The 17,657-nt window shown below is 73.5% G+C and carries 18 protein-coding genes; 17 read left to right on the top strand and 1 reads right to left on the bottom strand.

Going from position 1 to position 17,657, the window contains the following annotated elements:
- Positions 1-3: 3 nt before the first annotated feature.
- From K353_RS11435 to K353_RS11490, 13 genes are all read left to right on the top strand, one after another.
- A complete protein-coding gene (locus tag K353_RS11435) occupies positions 4-3,201 on the top strand; it encodes a S41 family peptidase (RefSeq protein ID WP_111553477.1) in 3,198 nt (1,065 codons plus the stop codon).
- A 220-nt stretch (positions 3,202-3,421) separates the two neighbouring features.
- Complete coding sequence (locus tag K353_RS11440; RefSeq protein ID WP_111553478.1) at positions 3,422-3,775, top strand: HIT domain-containing protein; 354 nt, start codon at positions 3,422-3,424, stop codon at positions 3,773-3,775.
- A gap of 3 nt (positions 3,776-3,778) precedes the next feature.
- Positions 3,779-4,696, top strand: coding sequence for a ribonuclease Z (locus K353_RS11445; protein ID WP_111553479.1), 918 nt, complete (start codon positions 3,779-3,781; stop codon positions 4,694-4,696).
- 264 nt (positions 4,697-4,960) lie between these two features.
- Complete coding sequence (locus K353_RS11450; protein WP_111553480.1) at positions 4,961-6,064, top strand: PhoH family protein; 1,104 nt, start codon at positions 4,961-4,963, stop codon at positions 6,062-6,064.
- A 14-nt stretch (positions 6,065-6,078) separates the two neighbouring features.
- On the top strand, positions 6,079-6,573 hold the full coding sequence (ybeY, locus tag K353_RS11455) for an rRNA maturation RNase YbeY (protein ID WP_100836093.1): 495 nt from the start codon (positions 6,079-6,081) through the stop codon (positions 6,571-6,573).
- A 13-nt stretch (positions 6,574-6,586) separates the two neighbouring features.
- Positions 6,587-7,915, top strand: coding sequence for a hemolysin family protein (locus tag K353_RS11460; protein WP_199528070.1), 1,329 nt, complete (start codon positions 6,587-6,589; stop codon positions 7,913-7,915).
- Positions 7,916-8,056: 141 nt separating this feature from the next.
- On the top strand, positions 8,057-8,308 hold the full coding sequence (locus K353_RS11465) for a hypothetical protein (RefSeq protein WP_111553481.1): 252 nt from the start codon (positions 8,057-8,059) through the stop codon (positions 8,306-8,308).
- Entirely contained in the window at positions 8,305-8,844 is a 540-nt protein-coding gene (locus K353_RS11470; protein WP_111553482.1) for a DUF4383 domain-containing protein, read from the top strand. The genes K353_RS11465 and K353_RS11470 overlap by 4 nt, the downstream gene beginning before the upstream one ends.
- Positions 8,845-8,970: 126 nt before the next feature.
- Positions 8,971-9,324 (top strand): aldo/keto reductase, encoded by a 354-nt coding sequence (locus K353_RS35505; RefSeq protein ID WP_233533513.1) that lies wholly within the window; start codon positions 8,971-8,973, stop codon positions 9,322-9,324.
- Between the two features lie 423 nt (positions 9,325-9,747).
- Positions 9,748-10,101: a cytidine deaminase gene (locus K353_RS11480; protein ID WP_100836089.1), complete on the top strand. Its 354-nt coding sequence runs from the start codon at positions 9,748-9,750 to the stop codon at positions 10,099-10,101.
- A 120-nt stretch (positions 10,102-10,221) separates the two neighbouring features.
- The gene (locus K353_RS34300) at positions 10,222-10,380 is read left to right on the top strand and encodes a hypothetical protein (RefSeq protein ID WP_158585391.1); all 159 of its coding nucleotides are present in this window, start codon (positions 10,222-10,224) and stop codon (positions 10,378-10,380) included.
- A 47-nt stretch (positions 10,381-10,427) separates the two neighbouring features.
- Positions 10,428-11,357, top strand: coding sequence for a GTPase Era (era, locus tag K353_RS11485; protein ID WP_111553483.1), 930 nt, complete (start codon positions 10,428-10,430; stop codon positions 11,355-11,357).
- 31 nt (positions 11,358-11,388) lie between these two features.
- Positions 11,389-12,102: an alpha/beta fold hydrolase gene (locus K353_RS11490; protein ID WP_111553484.1), complete on the top strand. Its 714-nt coding sequence runs from the start codon at positions 11,389-11,391 to the stop codon at positions 12,100-12,102.
- A 33-nt stretch (positions 12,103-12,135) separates the two neighbouring features.
- On the opposite strand, the gene K353_RS11495 is transcribed toward K353_RS11490, so the two are convergent.
- Positions 12,136-12,402, bottom strand: a complete 267-nt coding sequence (locus tag K353_RS11495) for a protealysin inhibitor emfourin (protein ID WP_030458622.1) — start codon at positions 12,400-12,402, stop codon at positions 12,136-12,138.
- 441 nt (positions 12,403-12,843) lie between these two features.
- On the opposite strand from K353_RS11495, the gene leuA reads away from it, so the two are divergent.
- The 4 genes from leuA (at position 12,844) to K353_RS11515 (ending at position 17,525) form a co-directional block, all read left to right on the top strand.
- On the top strand, positions 12,844-14,628 hold the full coding sequence (gene leuA, locus K353_RS11500) for a 2-isopropylmalate synthase (RefSeq protein WP_111553485.1): 1,785 nt from the start codon (positions 12,844-12,846) through the stop codon (positions 14,626-14,628).
- 487 nt (positions 14,629-15,115) lie between these two features.
- On the top strand, positions 15,116-15,661 hold the full coding sequence (locus tag K353_RS11505; RefSeq protein WP_370447589.1) for a TerB family tellurite resistance protein: 546 nt from the start codon (positions 15,116-15,118) through the stop codon (positions 15,659-15,661).
- A gap of 287 nt (positions 15,662-15,948) precedes the next feature.
- The gene (recO, locus tag K353_RS11510) at positions 15,949-16,695 is read left to right on the top strand and encodes a DNA repair protein RecO (RefSeq protein ID WP_033250275.1); all 747 of its coding nucleotides are present in this window, start codon (positions 15,949-15,951) and stop codon (positions 16,693-16,695) included.
- Positions 16,696-16,697: 2 nt separating this feature from the next.
- Complete coding sequence (locus K353_RS11515) at positions 16,698-17,525, top strand: isoprenyl transferase (RefSeq protein ID WP_100836085.1); 828 nt, start codon at positions 16,698-16,700, stop codon at positions 17,523-17,525.
- Positions 17,526-17,657: the final 132 nt, after the last annotated feature.

The raw sequence follows: 17,657 nt of genomic DNA on the forward strand, positions 1-17,657 counted from the left end.
AGGATGACGGAATCGACGCGCGGCTACCTGCGCCACCCCCACCTGCACGGCGACGCCGTGGCTTTCGTCGCCGAGGACGACGTCTGGCTGGCGCCCGTCGACGGCGGGCGGGCCTGGCGGTTGACGGCGGACCAGGCGCCCTCGGGGGCGGTGCGGTTCGCCCCGGACGGGCGGTCACTGGCCTGGACCTCGACCCGGGACGGCGCGCCGGAGGTGCACGTGGCACCGGTGGAGGGCGGCGCGGCCCGGCGGTTGACGTACTGGGGGAGCCCGACCACCGCGCTAGCGGGGTGGAGCGCGGACGGGCGGCCGATCGCGATCACCACCGCGGGGCAGGCGACCGTCCGGCGGACCTGGGCGTTCGCGGTGCCGCTGGACGGCGGGGAGCCGACCCGGCTGCCGTACGGGCCGATCGGCTCGCTGGCGTTCGAACCGGTGCCGGAGGGCGCCGCCGGCGGACGGGTGCTGCTGGGCACGCACAACCGGGAGGCCGCGCACTGGAAGCGCTACCGGGGCGGCCGGGCCGGGAAGCTGTGGATCGGCGGCGCGCGGTTCGAGCGCCTGCACGCCGGGCTGGACGGGCAGCTGGAGTGCCCGATGTGGGTCGGCGACCGGGTCGCGTTCCTCTCCGACCACGAGGGCGTCGGACGGCTGTACTCCAGCCTCCCGGACGGCTCCGACCTGCGGGCGCACGGCCCGGCGGACCACGGGTTCTACGCCCGGCAGGCCTCCACCGACGGCACCCGGGTGATCTGGCAGAGCGCCGGCGAGCTGTGGCTGCTGGACGACCTGGAGGGCGCCGGGGCGCGCCGGCTGGACGTCCGGACGGCCGGGCCGCGCACCCGGCGGCAGCCGCACCCGACGCCCGCCGCCGGGCAGGTGGAGAGCGCCGCCCCGGACCGCACCGGCCGGGCCGCGGCCGTGGTGGTGCGCGGCACCGTGCACTGGGTGACCCACCGGGAGGGCCCGGCCCGGGTGCTGGACGAGACGCCGGGGGCGCGGGCCCGGCTGGCCCGGTCCGTCCCCGGCGAGGAGGGCGCGCAGGGCGCGGTGTGGGTCACCGACGCGGAGGGCGAGGACGCGCTGGAGTACGCCCCGGCGGTGCTGGGCGCGGAGCGCCGGCGGCTGGCGGCCGGGCGGCTCGGCCGGGTCCGCGGCCTGGCGGTCTCGCCGGACGGCCGGCAGCTCGCGGTGGCCTCGCACGACGGCCGGGTGCTGCTGGTGGCGCTCAGCGACGGCGCGGTCAACGAGCTGGCGCGCAGCGGCGACGGCGAGGTCTCCGGGCTGGTGTTCAGCCCCGACTCGGGGTGGCTGGCCTGGTCGCAGCCGGTGCTCGGCCCGTGGTCGCTGCGGCAGGTCATGCTGGCCGACCTGACCTCGCGCACCGTCAGCGAGGCCACCCCGCAGCGCTTCCACGACTACTCGCCGGCCTTCACCGCGGACGGCAAGCACCTGGCGTTCCTCTCGGTGCGCGCCTTCGACCCGGTCTACGACCAGCACGCCTTCGACCTGTCCTTCCCCGGCGGCACCCGCCCGTACCTGCTCACGCTGGCCGCCGACACCCCGTCGCCGTTCGGCCCGCGGCGCGGCGGGCGGCCGGCCGGCGGCGAGGAGGAGGATGCCAAGGACGGGGAGAAGGAGGCCGCGCCGAGCACCCGGGTCGACCTGGAGGGCCTGGCCGACCGGATCGTGCCGTTCCCGGTGGAGGCGGGCCGGTTCGGGGTGCTGCGCGCCGCGAAGGACGCGGTGCTCTGGACCAGGTACCCGTTCGGCGGCGAACTCGGCGACAGCGCCGCCTCCCTGGACGAGGAGCCGGCCCGGACCGCGCTGGAGCGGTTCGACCTGCGCAGGCGCCGGGCGGAGGAACTGCTCAGCGGCGTCGACACCTTCGGCGTCAGCGGCGACGGCACCCGGCTGGCCGTGCTGGAGGACGGCGCGCTGCGGATCGTGCCCGCCGACCAGAAGGCCGCGGAGGACGAGGAGACCGAGGTCGACCTCGACCGGGTCCGGGTCACCGTCGACCCGGCCGCCGAGTGGCGGCAGATGTTCGACGAGAACGGCCGCCTGATGCGCGACAACTTCTGGCGCGCCGACCTCTCCGGCGTCGACTGGGCGGGCGTTCTGGACCGCTACCGGCCGCTGGTCGAACGGGTCGGCAGCCGCTCCGACCTGGTCGACCTGCTGTGGGAGACGGTCGGCGAGCTCGGCACCTCGCACGCGTACGTGCTGCCGCCCGGCCGCAGCACCGAGTCGGCCCGGCAGCAGGGCCGGCTCGGCGCGGACCTGGTGCGCGACGGCGAGGTGTGGCGGGTCGCCCGGGTGCTGCCCGGCGAGTCCTCCGACCCGCGGGCCCGCTCCCCGCTGGCCGCCCCCGGCGCGGCGGTCCGCCCCGGCGACGCGGTCCTGGCCGTCAACGGCCGCCCGGTCGACCCGGTCACCGGCCCCGCCCCGCTGCTGGCCGGCACCGCCGACCACCCCGTCGAGCTCACCGTCAGCGGCCGGGACGGCGGCGAGCGCCACCCCGTCGTGGTGCCGCTCGCCGACGAGGAGGCGCTGCGCTACCACGACTGGGTGGCCGGGCGGCGGGCCGCCGTCCGCGACCTGTCCGGCGGCCGGCTCGGCTACCTGCACGTCCCCGACATGCAGAGCGCGGGCTGGGCGCAGCTCCACCGCGACCTGCGCTTCGAGATGTCCCTGGACGGCGTGGTGCTGGACCTGCGGGAGAACCGCGGCGGCCACACCTCCCAGCTGATCGTGGAGAAGCTGGCCCGCCGGATCGTCGGCTGGAACCACGGCCGCGACCTGGCCCGCCCCGACCCCTACCCCGGCGACGCCCCGCGCGGCCCGGTGGTGGCGCTGGCCGACGAGTTCTCCGGCTCCGACGGCGACATCGTCAACGCGGCGATCCAGGCGCTCGGCATCGGCCCGGTGGTCGGCACCCGCACCTGGGGCGGCGTGATCGGCATCGACAGCCGGTACGCGCTGGTCGACGGGACGCTGGTCACCCAGCCCAAGTACGCCTTCTGGCTGGAGGGTTACGGCTGGCAGCTGGAGAACCGCGGGGTCACCCCCGACGTCGAGGTGCCGATCGCCCCGCACGACTGGGCGGCCGGCCGCGACCCCCAGCTGGAGACCGCCGTCCGGCTCGCCCTGGAGGCGCTGGCCCGCACCCCCGCCAAGACCGCGCCCGGCCTGGACTGACCGGCGCGGGAGGCGTTCCGCCGGCGAACGACCGGCCGCCCGCCCGGCGGCCGGTCCCCCGGGGCGCCCCTCCGGCACCGGGCCGCCGGTCGACGACCGCCGCGGCTCCCGCGGGGACTTCGGCGGGGACCGCCGCGAACACCGGACCTACCGGATCGCGGTGCGCCGACCGCTGTAAGGTCGTGGCACCAGTGACGGATCCAGGTGAGGAGCGCGGGAGATGGCCGGCGAACCGCAGGCGGACTGTGTGTTCTGCAAGATCGCGTCGGGGGACGTCCCGGCGACCGTGGTGCGCAGGACCGAACGGACGCTGACGTTCCGGGACATCAGCCCGCAGGCGCCCACGCACCTGCTGGTGATCCCGCGGGTGCACCACCCGAGCGCGGCCGAACTGGCCGCCGCCGAGCCGCTGATCGCGGCCGAGCTGCTCACCGAGGCGGGCGAGGCGGCGCGCGGCGAGGGCCTGGAGTCGTACCGGCTGATCTTCAACACCGGCGCGGAGGCCGGGCAGACGGTCTTCCACGCGCACGTGCACGTGCTGGGCGGGAAGCCGCTCACCGAGGGACTGGTCTGAGCGTTGTCGCAGCGTGAGCTCGTCGTCCTGGGCACCGCCAGCCAGGTGCCGACCCGGCACCGCAACCACAACGGGTACCTGCTGCGGTGGGACGGCGAGGGGCTGCTGTTCGACCCGGGGGAGGGCACCCAGCGGCAGATGCTGCTGGCCGGGGTGAGCGCCACCGGGATCACCCGGATCGCGGTCTCGCACTTCCACGGCGACCACTGCCTGGGCCTGCCCGGCGTGGTGCAGCGGATCAACCTGGACCGGGTGCCGCACCCGGTGGACGCGTACTACCCGGCGTCCGGGCAGGTGTTCTTCGAGCGGCTGCGGCACGCCAGCGCCTACCACCCGACGGCCGAGATCCGCGAGCACCCGATCGCCGGCTCCGGCCCGCTCCCCGCGCCGGACGCGCCGTTCGCGCTGGAGGCGGTGCGGCTCTCGCACCCCGTGGAGTCGTTCGGCTACCGGCTGACCGAGCCGGACGGCTTCCGGCTGCGGCCCGAGCGGCTGCGCGAACTCGGCCTGCGGGGCCCCGCGGTGGGCGTGCTCCAGCGCGAGGGCCGGGTCGAGGTGGACGGGCGGACGGTGACCGCGGAGCAGGTCGGCGAGGTCCGGCCCGGGCAGCGGTTCGCGTTCGTGATGGACACCCGGCTCTGCGACGGCGTGGCCGAACTCGCCGAGGGCGCCGACCTGCTGGTGATCGAGTCGACCTTCCTCGACCAGGACGCCGCGCTCGCCGAGGAGCACGGCCACCTGACCGCCGCCCAGGCCGCCCGGGTGGCCGCCGCGGCCGGGGTGCGCCGACTGGTGCTGACCCACTTCTCGCAGCGCTACCCCGACCTGGCCGGGCACCTCGCCGAGGCCGCCCGGCACTTCGACGGCGAGATCGTGGTCGCCGAGGACCTGGCCCGGGTCCCCGTCCCGCCGCGCCGTTGACCGCCGTGCCGTCGACCGCCGTGCCGATGACCACCGCGCCGTCGAGCACCGCGCCGTCGACCGCCGCCCGGTCGCGGCCGGGCGCCACCGGCGGCCCCCGGCCCCCGAGGTACGGAAAACCGTTCGCACATCGGGGCGGAAGACCCCACCATCGAAGCCGCCGCGCCGCTCCGGCGAACACCCGCGCGGCGTACCCTGGTGACCCGGAGAGCCCGAGCCACACGACACGACGGATTGGGATGAGGCAGGCCGCAGCGCCGACCCATGACTGACACACCGCAGACCCGAACCGACGGACAGCGGCGCCCCGACGAGGCGTCCACCAGCACCCGGATCGTCATTCCGGAGAAGCACCCGATGGTCACCCTGCTGGGTGCCGCCGACTCGCTCCTGCGGGTGATCGAGCAGGGCTTCCCGGGTGCCGACATCCACGTCCGCGGAAACGAGGTGACGGCCACCGGCGCGCCCGCCGAGGTCGCGCTCGTCAAGCAGCTCTTCACCGAGATGATGCTGGTGCTGCGCACCGGCCAACCCCTGACGGAGGACGCCGTGGAGCGCTCCATCAGCATGCTCAGGAGTGCCGCCGAGGACCCGGCCAGCCCGGCCCCGTCCGAGGTGTTCACGGCGAACATCCTGTCCAACCGGGGCCGCACCATCCGCCCCAAGACGGTCAACCAGCAGCGCTACGTCGAGGCGATCGACAAGCACACCATCGTCTTCGGCCTCGGCCCGGCAGGCACCGGCAAGACCTACCTGGCGATGGCCAAGGCCGTCCAGGCCCTGCAGGCCAAGGAGGTCAACCGGATCATCCTGACCCGGCCGGCCGTCGAGGCGGGGGAGCGGCTGGGCTTCCTGCCCGGCACCCTCTACGAGAAGATCGACCCGTACCTGCGCCCGCTGTACGACGCGCTGCACGACATGATGGACCCGGACTCGATCCCCCGGCTGATGGCGGCCGGCACCATCGAGGTCGCCCCGCTGGCGTACATGCGCGGACGCACCCTGAACGACGCCTTCATCATCCTCGACGAGGCGCAGAACACCTCGCCCGAGCAGATGAAGATGTTCCTGACCCGCCTGGGCTTCAACTCCCGGGTGGTCGTGACCGGCGACACCAGCCAGATCGACCTGCCGGGCGGCACCCGCTCCGGCCTCAAGGTCGTCCAGGAGATCCTCGTCGACGTGCCCGACATCCACTTCTCGGTGCTGACCAGCACCGACGTGGTGCGGCACAAGCTGGTCGGCCGCATCGTGGATGCGTACGAACGCTGGGACGCCCGGCAGGAGGCCGAGGAGTCCGGCGACCGTAAACCCGCCCAACGACGGGGCGCCCGGGCGCCCCGCCAGTCCCATCGCACCGAAAGCTGAGTACTGAGCCCTCCATGTCGATCGACATCGCCAACGAGTCCGGGTGGGACGTCGACGAGGAGTCCATCCTCGACGTCGCCCGCTACGCCCTCGACCAGATGCGGATCCATCCGCAGTCCGAGCTCTCCGTGATCCTCTACGACAGCGAGTCGATGGCGGAGCTGCACGTCCAGTGGATGGACCTGCCAGGACCGACCGACGTGATGTCCTTCCCGATGGACGAGCTGCGTCCGGGCAAGGAGGGCGAGGACCTGCCGGAGGGCCTGCTCGGCGACATCGTGCTCTGCCCCGAGGTGGCGAAGGAGCAGGGCCTGGCCGCCCCCACCAAGCACTCGATGGACGAGGAGCTGCAGCTGCTCACCGTCCACGGGGTGCTGCACGTGCTCGGCTACGACCACGAGGAGCCCGACGAGGAGCGCGAGATGTTCGCGCTGCAGAAGCGGATCCTGGACGACTGGCGGGCCGGCCGCGGCCTGTCCGGCCTGTCGCCCGCGCCGACCGTCCACTGAGGGCCGGCCCGCTGTGAGTGGTGAGAGTACGAGTTTCCTGATCGGGGCCCTGCTGCTGGTGGTGCTCGGCTGGCTGGCCGCGTGCGCCGAGGCGGGGATCTCCCGGATCTCCCGGTTCCGCGCCGAGGAGGCGGTCCGCTCCGGGCGGCGCGGCTCCGGCCGGCTGCTGACGCTGGCCTCGGACAGCATCCGCTACCTGAACCTGGCGACGCTGATCCGGGTGGCCTGCGAGATGGCCGCCGCGGTGCTGGTCACCGTGGTCTGCGTGCGCGGCTTCCAGCAGACCTGGCAGGCCGTGCTGGTGGCGTTCGGCGTGATGGTGCTGGTGTCCTTCGTGGCGGTCGGGGTCTCCCCGCGCACGATCGGCCGCCAGCACCCGCTGAGCACCGTCACCGCGGCCTCCTGGGTGCTGCTGCCGCTGGCCCGGATCCTCGGGCCGATTCCGCGGCTGCTGATCCTGCTGGGCAACGCGCTGACGCCCGGCAAGGGCTACAAGGAGGGCCCGTTCGCCTCCGAGGCCGAGCTGCGGGCCCTGGTCGACCTGGCCGAGAAGGACGACCTGATCGAGGACGAGGAGCGCCGGATGGTGCACTCGGTCTTCGAGCTGGGCGACACCATCGTGCGCGAGGTGATGGTGCCGCGCACCGACCTGGTGATGATCGAGCGGCACAAGACCGTCCGACAGACCCTGACCCTGGCGCTGCGCTCCGGCTTCTCGCGCATCCCGGTGGTCGGCGACAACGAGGACGACGTGGTCGGCATCGTCTACCTCAAGGACCTGGTGCGCCGCACCCACATCAACCGGGACGCCGAGTCCGAGCAGGTCGACTCGGTGATGCGCCCGGCGGTCTTCGTCCCCGACTCCAAGCCGGCCGCCGACCTGCTGCGCGAGATGCAGCAGATGCGCTCGCACGTGGCGATCGTGATCGACGAGTACGGCGGCACCGCCGGGCTGGTCACCATCGAGGACATCCTGGAGGAGATCGTCGGCGAGATCACCGACGAGTACGACCGGGAGATCGCCCCGGTCGAGGACCTCGGCGACGGCTCGTACCGGATCACCGCCCGGCTGACCGTGGAGGACCTCGGCGAGCTGTTCGGCATCGAGCTGGACGACGAGGACGTGGAGACCGTCGGCGGGCTGCTGGCCAAGTGCCTGGGCCGGGTGCCGATCCCGGGCTCCTCGTGCGAGGTGCCGGTGCCGGAGGGCAGCGGGCTGGCCGCGATCGGCCTGACCGCGGAGAGTTCGGCCGGGCGCCGCAACCGGATCGGCACCGTGGTGGCCACCCCGGTGCGGATCGCCGAGGAGAGCGAGGAGCCGGCCGAGGAGGCCGCCTCCTAGGCTCCCGGACGCCCGTCGTCGTATACGGGCGACCCCTCGGACGGGCCCTTGGACGGGCCGTCCCATCGGTGCGACCGGTTGGGACGGTTCGTCCCGGGGCCCGTTTGCGGTGCCGCCCGGGGTGTGCGCACCGTGGAAGGCATGGCACATCTACTGCGCGCGGAGTACGGCCCGAGCGGGCCGGCCGGCGGGGTGGCCAGGTGGCACGTGGTCCGCGCCGCCGACCCCTCGCGCGGCATGTGCGGCGCCGAGATAGCCTCGGACGCCGAGAGCAGGCCGGAGGAGGCCTGGGGCACCGGGCTGCACTGCTGCCAGCAGTGCGGGTCGCTCTACCTCCACGAAGTGCCGTTCCTCCGCTCCGACCACTCCGACCACGCGGGGAGGACCCGATGAGACTGCAGGACGAACTTCCGGTCGACCACCGGCTCGGCAGGGTCTACCGCTACGGCGCGGGCTTCTGCGGACTGTTCCTGATCGTGTTCGGCATCCTCGGACTGACCGGGGCCCACCCGGGCTTCCTGGACACCTCGGGCAAGGAGGTGATCGGCCTGTCCAGCAACGGGGCGCTGAGCGTGCTGTCGCTGGTGGCCGGCGGCATCCTGATCCTGGGCGCGGTGATTGGCGGCAACACCGCCTCGAACATCAACATGATCGTGGGCGTGCTGTTCGTGCTGGCCGGCTTCGTCGGCCTGACGGTGCTGGACTCCAGCGCCAACCGGCTCGCCTTCCACATCTCCAACGTCATCTTCAGCTTCGTGTTCGGCTTCGTGGTCCTGACCTTCGGCATGTACGGCCGGGTCGGCAGCCACCTGCCGCAGGACAACCCGTACTGGAAGGAGCGCCACTCCGACGACGCCGACCTGCCGGACGGCCCGCCGGCGCTGGTGAAGGTGCTCCGCCCGGGCCCGCCGAAACCGACCGGGCACTGACCGCCCCGTCGCGGGGTGGGACCGCCGAGGCCCGACGGACCGCCAGGTCCGTCGGGCCTTCGGGCCTTCGGGCCGTGCGGGGCCGCCGGGGCGAGGTGCTGCCGGCCACCAAGTCCGGCTTCCGGGTTGTCGGCGGGCGCCGAGCCGCACCGCTTCCCGGTTCACTTCGCGTTCGGCGAGCCGGCGGTCGACTGCGAGCCCGTGCACGTGCGCGGCTACGCGGAGCAGTCGCTGCGCAACCTCGGCGCCGAGGTGGTCGACCTGTACCACCCGCACCTCCCGGACCCGCAGGTGCCGTTCGAGGACACCGTCGGCGCGGTCGCCGAACCGATCGCCGACGGGCCGGTGCGGCACCTGGGCGTCTCCCGCGTCGGCCGCGCGGCTGCGGGCCGCGCACGCGGTGCACCCCGTCGCGGCGGTGCGGGCCCAGTGGTCGGTGCGGCAGCCGATCGACTTGGAACCGCCGGCCGCCGCCCGTGAGCTGGGCGTCGGCGCGGTGGCCCGGAGCCCGCTCGGCGGCGGCTTCCCGACCGTCACCGTGCGGCGGGTCGCCGAGGACGACTTCCGGCGCGACCACGCCGGGTTCTCCGCCGGGAACCCGGCCGCGAACAACGACCGGTACGCCCCCGCTGCGCGCGGTCGCCGCGGAACTCGGCGTCACCCCCGGCCGGCCGGCACCGGCCCGGCTACTGCACCAGGACCGACCACGTGGTGCCGATCCCGGGGCAGCCGCACCCCCGCGCACATCCGGGAGAGCCGGGCCGGGGCGGAGCCGGCCCCGGACGCCGCGGTGCCGGGCCGGATCGAGGCGGCGCTCGCGGCGTTCGCGCCGGCGGGGAGGGGGCGCTGCTCAAGGGTTGAGCGGCGCCGGTCGGCCGGTCCGGCACGGCCTATGCTCGGGCCATGACCGAGATTTCCGAGCTGGACCCCGAGGACAAGAAGATCATCACGCTGGCCCGTTCGGCCCGTGCCCGCAACGGCGTGGCCGAGGGGGCGGCGGTCCGGGACGAGACCGGGCGGACGTACGTGGCCGGCACGGTGGCGCTGGAGTCACTGAAGCTGAGCGCGCTGCAGACCGCGGTGGCGATGGCGGTGGCCAGCGGGGCGAAGGGGCTGGAGGCGGCCGCGGTGGTGTCCGAGGCGGACGCGCCGGCCGCGGGCGACCTGGCCGCGGTGCGGGACCTGGGCGGGGCCGGGACGCCGGTGCTGCTGGCCGGGCCGGACGGGGCGCTGAAGGTGGCCGCGGCGGCCGAGTGAGCCCGCGGGCGGGTGCCCCGGGCCGGGGTGTCCGGGGCGCTGTCGGCCTCCCTGCACCCCCTGCTGGGTGCGATAATCGCACCGACTGGGATCTCGTCCCGGCGGGGGAGGGAACGGGGCATGGGCGTCGCGGCGTTCTTCTGCGGACTGCTGCTCTGCGTCATGGGTTTCGGGCGCTGGCACGAGACCGGGTCCCCGTGGTGGCTGGCCGGCACCCTGACCCTGCTGGCCTTCGTCCTGGTCGGCACGATCACCGGCGGCGGCAAGAAGGCCGACTGAACGCCCGATGACCGGGGCGGCTCCGGGGATCGGCGACAATGGGTGTCATGAATGCCCCTTCCTCCCCGTACCGCTCCGGGTTCGCGTGTTTCGTCGGCCGTCCCAACGCGGGCAAGTCGACCCTGACCAACGCCCTGGTCGGGACGAAGGTCGCGATCACCTCCGACCGTCCGCAGACCACCCGGCACACCGTGCGCGGCATCGTGCACCGCCCCGACTCCCAGCTCGTCCTGGTGGACACGCCCGGGCTGCACAAGCCCCGCACCCTGCTCGGCGAGCGGCTCAACGACCTGGTCCGCACCACCTGGGCGGAGGTCGACGTGATCGGCTTCTGCGTACCCGCCGACCAGAAGCTCGGCCCCGGCGACAAGTTCATCGCCAAGGAGCTCGCCGAGATCCGCAAGACGCCGAAGGTCGCGATCGTCACCAAGACCGACCTGGTCGACTCCAAGCGGCTCGCCGAGCAGCTGATCGCCGTCCACCAGCTGGGCGCCGAGCTCGGCATCGAATGGGCCGAGATCATCCCGGTCTCCGCCGTCGGCGACCAGCAGGTCGAGCTGGTGGGCGAGCTGCTGACCAAGCTGCTGCCCGAGGGCGTGCCGCTGTACCCGGACGGCGACCTCACCGACGAGCCCGAGCAGACCATGGTCGCCGAGCTGATCCGGGAGGCCGCGCTGGAGGGCGTCCGCGACGAGCTGCCGCACTCGCTGGCCGTGGTGGTCGAGGAGATGATCCCGCGCGAGGGCCGGCCCGCCGACCGCCCGCTGCTGGACATCCACGCCAACGTGTACATCGAGCGGCAGAGCCAGAAGGCCATCGTGATCGGCGCCAAGGGCTCCCGGCTCAAGCACGTCGGCACCACCGCCCGCAAGCAGATCGAGGCGCTCCTGGGCACCCCGGTCTACCTGGACCTGCACGTCAAGGTGGCCAAGGACTGGCAGCGCGACCCCAAGCAGCTGCGTAAGCTCGGCTTCTGACGGAGCGTCGCAAGGGGAGGGGCCGGTCGGGATGGAACTGCACACCCACGAGTGGGGCGGGGGAGAGCGCACCGCCCTGCTGGTCCACGGCATCCAGGCCGACCACCGGACCTGGCGGCTGATCGGCCCCGAACTCGCCGCGCGCGGCTACCGGGTGATCGCCGTCGACCTGCGCGGCCACGGCGTCTCCCCGCGCGGCACCGGGGAGAGCCCGCGCGAGCGGTACGGGCCCGAGCAGTTCGCCGAGGACCTGGTCGACACCCTGCCCGCCGGGGCGGACGTGGCGATCGGCCACTCGATGGGCGCGCCGGCGCTCTGGCGGGCCGTCGAGCGGCTGAAGCCCGCCCGGGCGGTCTACAGCGACCCCGCGTTCGTCTACGACCGCCCCGGGTTCGGGCCGGAGCCGTTCGTCGGCTTCAAGCGCTTCGGGACCAGGAAGTTCATCACCAGCATGCACCCCGGCTGGCCGGTCGAGGACGTGGACGCCGAACTGGCCGCCCTCGCGCTCTGGGACACCGACACCGCGCTCGGCCTGTGGGCGCACCCCGAGCTGTCCGCGCTGCCGGACGCCCCGGCCGTCCCCTCGCTCGTCCAACTCGCCGACCCCAGCGGGCTGGTGTCGGACGAGGAGGCCGCCGAGCTGCGCCGCCGCGGCTTCGAGGTGCGCACCGTGCCGGGCGCCGGGCACAGCATCCACCGCGACGACCCGGCGGGCTTCCTCGCCTCGTTGGACGGGTGGATCTGAACCACCCTTCTCCGGCTGTCGGTTGACGGTCCGTCAGGCTCCTTCGCGGAGCACCAGGCTCACCAGTTCGCGCTGGGAGTCGGTGAGCTTCGGGTCGGCGCAGTGGACGGTGCGGCCGTCGACGGTGATCTCGTAGTGGAAGCCGTCGGGCACGCCGTACGCGGGTGCGCGCAGCCCGCCGGCCACCGCCTCGCGGGCCAGGGCGTGCACGTGCGGGGCGTCCGGGCGCTCGGTGGTGTCCATCTCGGCATACCGGAGCAGACCGGCGAACCCGCCGGTGCGGGTGACCTGGATACGCATGGTTGTCAGTGTGCTACGTACCGGAGGAATCCGCCGAGGCTTTTCACCAACTCCTCGCGGGTCCCTCCCAGATCTCCGCAGGTCTGCGCGGCCGGGCTCCAGGGCGGGCTCCGGGCCGGGCCCGGCCCGGCTGCCAGGGGGTGGCGGGTGCCGCCGGGGCCGCCGGGGGGCGCTCCGGGGCCGTCTCAGTGGGTGGGATCGTGGCGGGGCTCACTGCGTCGGCCCGTCCGCTCTTGTTACAGTGGCGGCATCATGCGCATCCGGCTGCTCCTTCTTAGCTGCCGCGGCGAGGGCCTGTAGTCCAGTGAAGGCCGGCCCCCTCGCCGCGGGGAGTCGTGTTGCGTCCAGCGTGATCTTCGCGGCGCATTCAGTCGGCCGAGTCGGGTGTTCCTGCCCCCGACCGCAGACCGCCTTCGACAAGGGAAGCCGAGAGCCTCACCCATGACCGAACAGTCCTCCGTCGCCCGCGCGTTCGTCGACCGTCCGACCCCGATCACCGCCGCCACCGTGCAGCAGAAGCCCTCGGGCATGCCCTTCCAGCGGTACGTACCCTTCGGCACCGTCGACCTGCCGGACCGCACCTGGCCGTCCAAGGTCATCACCCGGGCCCCGCGCTGGCTCTCCACCGACCTGCGGGACGGCAACCAGGCGCTGATCGACCCGATGTCGCCGGTCCGCAAGCGCAAGATGTTCGACCTGCTGGTGAAGATGGGCTACAAGGAGATCGAGGTCGGCTTCCCGTCGTCCGGCGCCACCGACTTCAACTTCGTCCGCTCGCTGATCGACGAGGGCGCGATCCCGGAGGACGTCACCGTCTCGGTGCTGACCCAGGCCCGCGAGGACCTGATCGAGCGCACCGTCGAGTCGCTGAAGGGCGCCCCGCGGGCCACCGTCCACCTGTACAACGCGACCTCGCCGCTGTTCCGCCGGGTGGTGTTCCGGGCGGGCAAGGAAGAGATCAAGGCCATCGCGGTGGACGGCACCCGCCTGGTGATGGAGTACGCCGAGAAGATCCTGGGCGACGAGACCGTCTTCGGCTACGAGTACTCGCCGGAGATCTTCATCGACACCGAGCTGGACTACGCGCTGGAGGTCTGCGAGGCGGTGATGGACGTCTGGCAGCCCGGCGAGGGCCGCGAGATCATCCTGAACCTGCCGACCACCGTCGAGCGCTCCACCCCGAACGTCTACGCCGACAAGATCGAGTGGATGTCGCGGAACCTGAGCCGCCGCGAGTTCGTCTGCCTGTCCACCCACCCGCACAACGACCGCGGCACCGGCGTGGCCTCCGCCGAGCTGGCCGTGATGGCCGGCGCCGACCGCGTCGAGGGCTGCCTGTTCGGGCAGGGCGAGCGCACCGGCAACCTGGACCTGGTCAACGTCGGGATGAACCTGTTCTCCCAGGGCGTCGACCCGATGATCGACTTCTCCGACATCGACGAGATCCGCCGCACCGCCGAGTACTGCAACCAGATGCCGGTGGCCGAGCGCCACCCCTACGCGGGCGACCTGGTCTTCACCTCCTTCTCCGGCTCGCACCAGGACGCGATCAAGAAGGGCTTCGACGCCCTGGAGGCCGACGCGGCCGCCGCTGGCGTCCCGGTCTCCGAGCACACCTGGGGCGTGCCCTACCTGCCGATCGACCCGAAGGACGTCGGCCGCAGCTACGAGGCGGTCATCCGGGTCAACTCGCAGTCCGGCAAGGGCGGCATCGCCTACGTGCTGAAGAACGACCACAAGCTGGACCTGCCGCGCCGGATGCAGATCGAGTTCTCGAAGATCATCCAGACCAAGACCGACGCCGAGGGCGGCGAGGTCACCCCCGCCGACATCTGGGCGGTCTTCCAGGACGAGTACCTGCCGACCCCGGCCAACCCGTGGGGCCGGATCTCGCTGAGCGGCTCCCGCAGCCTGACCACCGAGGACGGCCGCGACGCGCTGAGCACCGAGGCCGTGGTCGACGGCACCCCGGTCACCCTGACCGGCAGCGGCAACGGCCCGGTCTCCGCGTTCGTCAACGCGCTGGCCTCGATCGGCGTGGACGTCCGCGTCCTGGACTACGCCGAGCACGCGCTGAGCGAGGGCGGCGACGCCCAGGCCGCCGCGTACGTCGAGTGCGCCGTCGGCGACAAGGTGCTGTGGGGCGTGGGCATCGACTCCAACACCGTGCTGGCCTCGCTGAAGGCCCTGATCAGCGCCGTCAACCGGTCGGCCCAGCGCGGCTGACGCCGTCCGGGCGCCCGCCGCTCCGGCACCCGCGCCCGCCCCGAGGGGCCCGCCACCGGCGGGCCCCTCGGAGGTTTCCGGCCCGCCCGTCCTCCTCCTGCCGCCCATCCGGCCCGTCCCACGCGGCAGTTGACGCATCGTCGGGGCGTGTCCGGCCCGCCCCGCGGGTGCTCGGGCCGTGTCGTCGATCACATGTGTCCCCGGTCACAAATTTTCCCCTCGGCACCCGTTCAGGGTGCTGACACGAGCCGGTAACCGTGGCAACATCGTCGGACCGGAACCGGGATCGGTGGGACGACTCCGGCGTCCGGTCGCGTGACCTGCCCACTGATGTGCAGGCCGCCTGCCATGTCTGGGGAGTGGCGCCGTGACAGGGTTGTGGGGTGTTCGCCCTCGGTGGCGGACGGATGTCCTCGGTGAATTCTTCTGCCCGGGCTGCGGCGGAGACCGCAACTACCGCCGACAACACGGCCGGCGGTGGCTGCGGTTGCTCGGGACGCCGGTGCTGCCGCTCGGCGGCGTGGCCCGCAGCGTCCAGTGCACCTCCTGCCGCGGCCGCTACGGGGTCGACGCCCTGGAGCAGTTGACCTCGGTCCGGCTCGGCGCGATGCTCCGCGACGCCCAGTACACCGTCGCGCTGGCCGCGCTCGCCGCCGGCGGCACCGCCGGGCGCGGTGGGCGGGAGGCCGCCTGCGCGGTGATCAAGGAAGCCGGGTTCGACGACTGCGGCGAGGCCCAGGTGCTGGCCGCGCTCGCCGCGCTCTCCGGCCACGGCGGCGGCGACCCGCTGGACGTGGACGTCGAGGGCGGCGGACTCGCCGTCGAACTGCACGCCGCGCTCGAACCGCTCGCCCCGCACCTGGCCCTCCAGGGCCGCGAGCGCCTGCTCACCCTCGGCGCCGTGATCGCCCTCGCCGACGGCCGCTACCTCCCGCAGGAGCGGGCCGCGCTCGCCGTGGTCGGCCGCTGCCTGCGCCTCACCGCCCCGCAGGTGGACCGGCTGCTGGAGGCGGCCACCCGCACCCCGCACTGACCCCCTCCCTCCACCGCTCCGCGTCCCCTCCCTCCGCCCCATCCATGAGCCGGGCCCGTACACCCCCCTCCCGGGCCCGCCGTGTCCCGCACCGCACGGGTGAAAGCCCCACAGCCCCGGTGCGGGTTCACGGCTGCGCCGCCGGCGGGCCCGTCCCCGTCAGGACCGTCTTCGGCGGGCCGTCGGGGCCCGGGCCAGCGGGGCCTGGGCCGTCGGGGCCTGGGCCGTCGGGGCCCGGGCCGTCGGGGCCCGGGCTGTCGGCGGGGTGCGGGACAATGGGTTCCACCATGAGTCTCTTCCGCGACGACGGCATCGTGCTGCGCACCCAGAAGCTCGGCGAGGCCGACCGGATCATCACCTTCCTGACCCGCCAGCACGGCCAGGTCCGGGCGGTGGCCCGGGGAGTGCGCCGGACCAAGTCGAAGTTCGGCGCCCGCCTCGAACCGTTCTCGCACGTCGACATCCAGTTCTTCAGCCGCGGCAGCGAACTGGTCGGCCGCACCCTGCCGTTGTGCACCCAGGTGGAGACCATCGCCCCCTACGGCGCCCGGATCGTCGACGACTACGCCCGCTACACCGCCGGCACCGCGATGCTGGAGACCGCCGAGCGCTTCGCCGAGAACGAGGGCCAGCCCGCCGTCCAGCAGTACCTGCTGCTGGTCGGCGCCCTCCGCACGCTGGCGGCCGGCACCCACCAGTCGCACCTGGTGCTGGACGCCTTCCTGCTGCGCTCGCTCGCCGTCAACGGCTACGGGGCGAGTTTCACCGACTGCGCCCGCTGCGGGCTGCCCGGCCCCAACCGCTTCTTCTCCCTCCAGGCCGGTGGCGTGCTGTGCGGCGACTGCCGGGTGCCCGGAAGTGCCGTACCCTCCCCTGAGACACTGGTACTGCTCGGCGCGCTGCTCTCCGGAGACTGGCAGACCGCCGACGGCTGCGAGCCGCGGTACTGGCGCGAGGGCAGCGGGCTGGTGGCCGCCTACCTGCAGTGGCACCTGGAGCGGGGCATCCGCTCGATGAGATACGTGGAGAAGTGAGCATGGTCGCGCGACGGCTGTTCGGCAGCAAGCGGACGTACGAGACTCCGGCCCCGCACCCGAGCGGCGCCAGGCCGCCGAAGATCCCCGGCGAGCTGGTTCCCGAACACGTCGCGGTGGTCATGGACGGCAACGGCCGCTGGGCCAAGGAGCGCGGCCTGCCCCGGACCGAGGGACACCGGGTCGGTGAGGGCGTCGTCCTCGACGTGCTGCGCGGCTGCCTGGAGATCGGCGTCAAGAACCTCTCGCTGTACGCGTTCTCCACCGAGAACTGGAAGCGCTCCCCGGAGGAGGTGAAGTTCCTGATGAACTTCAACCGGGACGTGATCCGCCGCCGCCGCGACGAGATGGACGCCATGGGCATCCGGATCCGCTGGGTCGGCCGGATGCCGAAGATGTGGAAGAGCGTGGTCCAGGAGCTCCAGGTCGCCCAGGAGCAGACCAAGAACAACGACGCCATGACGCTGTACTTCTGCGTCAACTACGGCGGCCGGGCCGAGATTGCCGACGCCGCGCTGGCCATCGCCCGCGACGTCGCCGCCGGGAAGCTCAACCCGGAGAAGGTCAACGAGAAGCTGTTCGCCAAGTACCTCTACTACCCGGACATGCCGGACGTCGACCTGTTCCTGCGCCCCAGCGGCGAGCAGCGCACCTCCAACTTCCTCGCCTGGCAGTCCGCCTACGCGGAGCTGGTCTTCCAGGACGTGCTCTGGCCGGACTTCGACCGCCGCGACCTGTGGCGCGCCTGCGAGCAGTACGCCCGCCGCGACCGCCGCTTCGGCGGCGCCCTCCCCAACGAGGTCGGCGCCGAGGTCCCGCCGCAGCGCTGACCGGCCGCGGGAGACGGGCTGGGAACCGCGGCAGGTGCGGGAAACGCGGGGACGCGAGGAGTACGGGCGAGGGCCCGGATCGGACTGTTCCGATCCGGGCCCTCGCCCGTTGCCCGGGCCGGGCGGCGTCCG

This window comes from Kitasatospora sp. SolWspMP-SS2h (genome assembly GCF_003259315.1).
GTDB classification, from domain to species: domain Bacteria; phylum Actinomycetota; class Actinomycetes; order Streptomycetales; family Streptomycetaceae; genus Kitasatospora; species Kitasatospora fiedleri.

Excerpts from the sequence above, each read along its gene's own strand:
- K353_RS11435 (WP_111553477.1), top strand. The coding sequence starts at position 4 with ATGACGGAATCGACGCGCGGCTACCTGCGCCACCCCCACCTGCACGGC.
- K353_RS11440 (WP_111553478.1), top strand. The coding sequence starts at position 3,422 with ATGGCCGGCGAACCGCAGGCGGACTGTGTGTTCTGCAAGATCGCGTCG.
- K353_RS11450 (WP_111553480.1), top strand. The coding sequence starts at position 4,961 with ATGACTGACACACCGCAGACCCGAACCGACGGACAGCGGCGCCCCGAC.
- ybeY (WP_100836093.1), top strand. The coding sequence starts at position 6,079 with ATGTCGATCGACATCGCCAACGAGTCCGGGTGGGACGTCGACGAGGAG.
- K353_RS11465 (WP_111553481.1), top strand. The coding sequence starts at position 8,057 with ATGGCACATCTACTGCGCGCGGAGTACGGCCCGAGCGGGCCGGCCGGC.
- K353_RS11470 (WP_111553482.1), top strand. The coding sequence starts at position 8,305 with ATGAGACTGCAGGACGAACTTCCGGTCGACCACCGGCTCGGCAGGGTC.
- K353_RS11480 (WP_100836089.1), top strand. The coding sequence starts at position 9,748 with ATGACCGAGATTTCCGAGCTGGACCCCGAGGACAAGAAGATCATCACG.
- K353_RS34300 (WP_158585391.1), top strand. The coding sequence starts at position 10,222 with ATGGGCGTCGCGGCGTTCTTCTGCGGACTGCTGCTCTGCGTCATGGGT.
- era (WP_111553483.1), top strand. The coding sequence starts at position 10,428 with ATGAATGCCCCTTCCTCCCCGTACCGCTCCGGGTTCGCGTGTTTCGTC.
- K353_RS11490 (WP_111553484.1), top strand. The coding sequence starts at position 11,389 with ATGGAACTGCACACCCACGAGTGGGGCGGGGGAGAGCGCACCGCCCTG.
- K353_RS11495 (WP_030458622.1), bottom strand. The coding sequence starts at position 12,402 with ATGCGTATCCAGGTCACCCGCACCGGCGGGTTCGCCGGTCTGCTCCGG.
- leuA (WP_111553485.1), top strand. The coding sequence starts at position 12,844 with ATGACCGAACAGTCCTCCGTCGCCCGCGCGTTCGTCGACCGTCCGACC.
- recO (WP_033250275.1), top strand. The coding sequence starts at position 15,949 with ATGAGTCTCTTCCGCGACGACGGCATCGTGCTGCGCACCCAGAAGCTC.
- K353_RS11515 (WP_100836085.1), top strand. The coding sequence starts at position 16,698 with ATGGTCGCGCGACGGCTGTTCGGCAGCAAGCGGACGTACGAGACTCCG.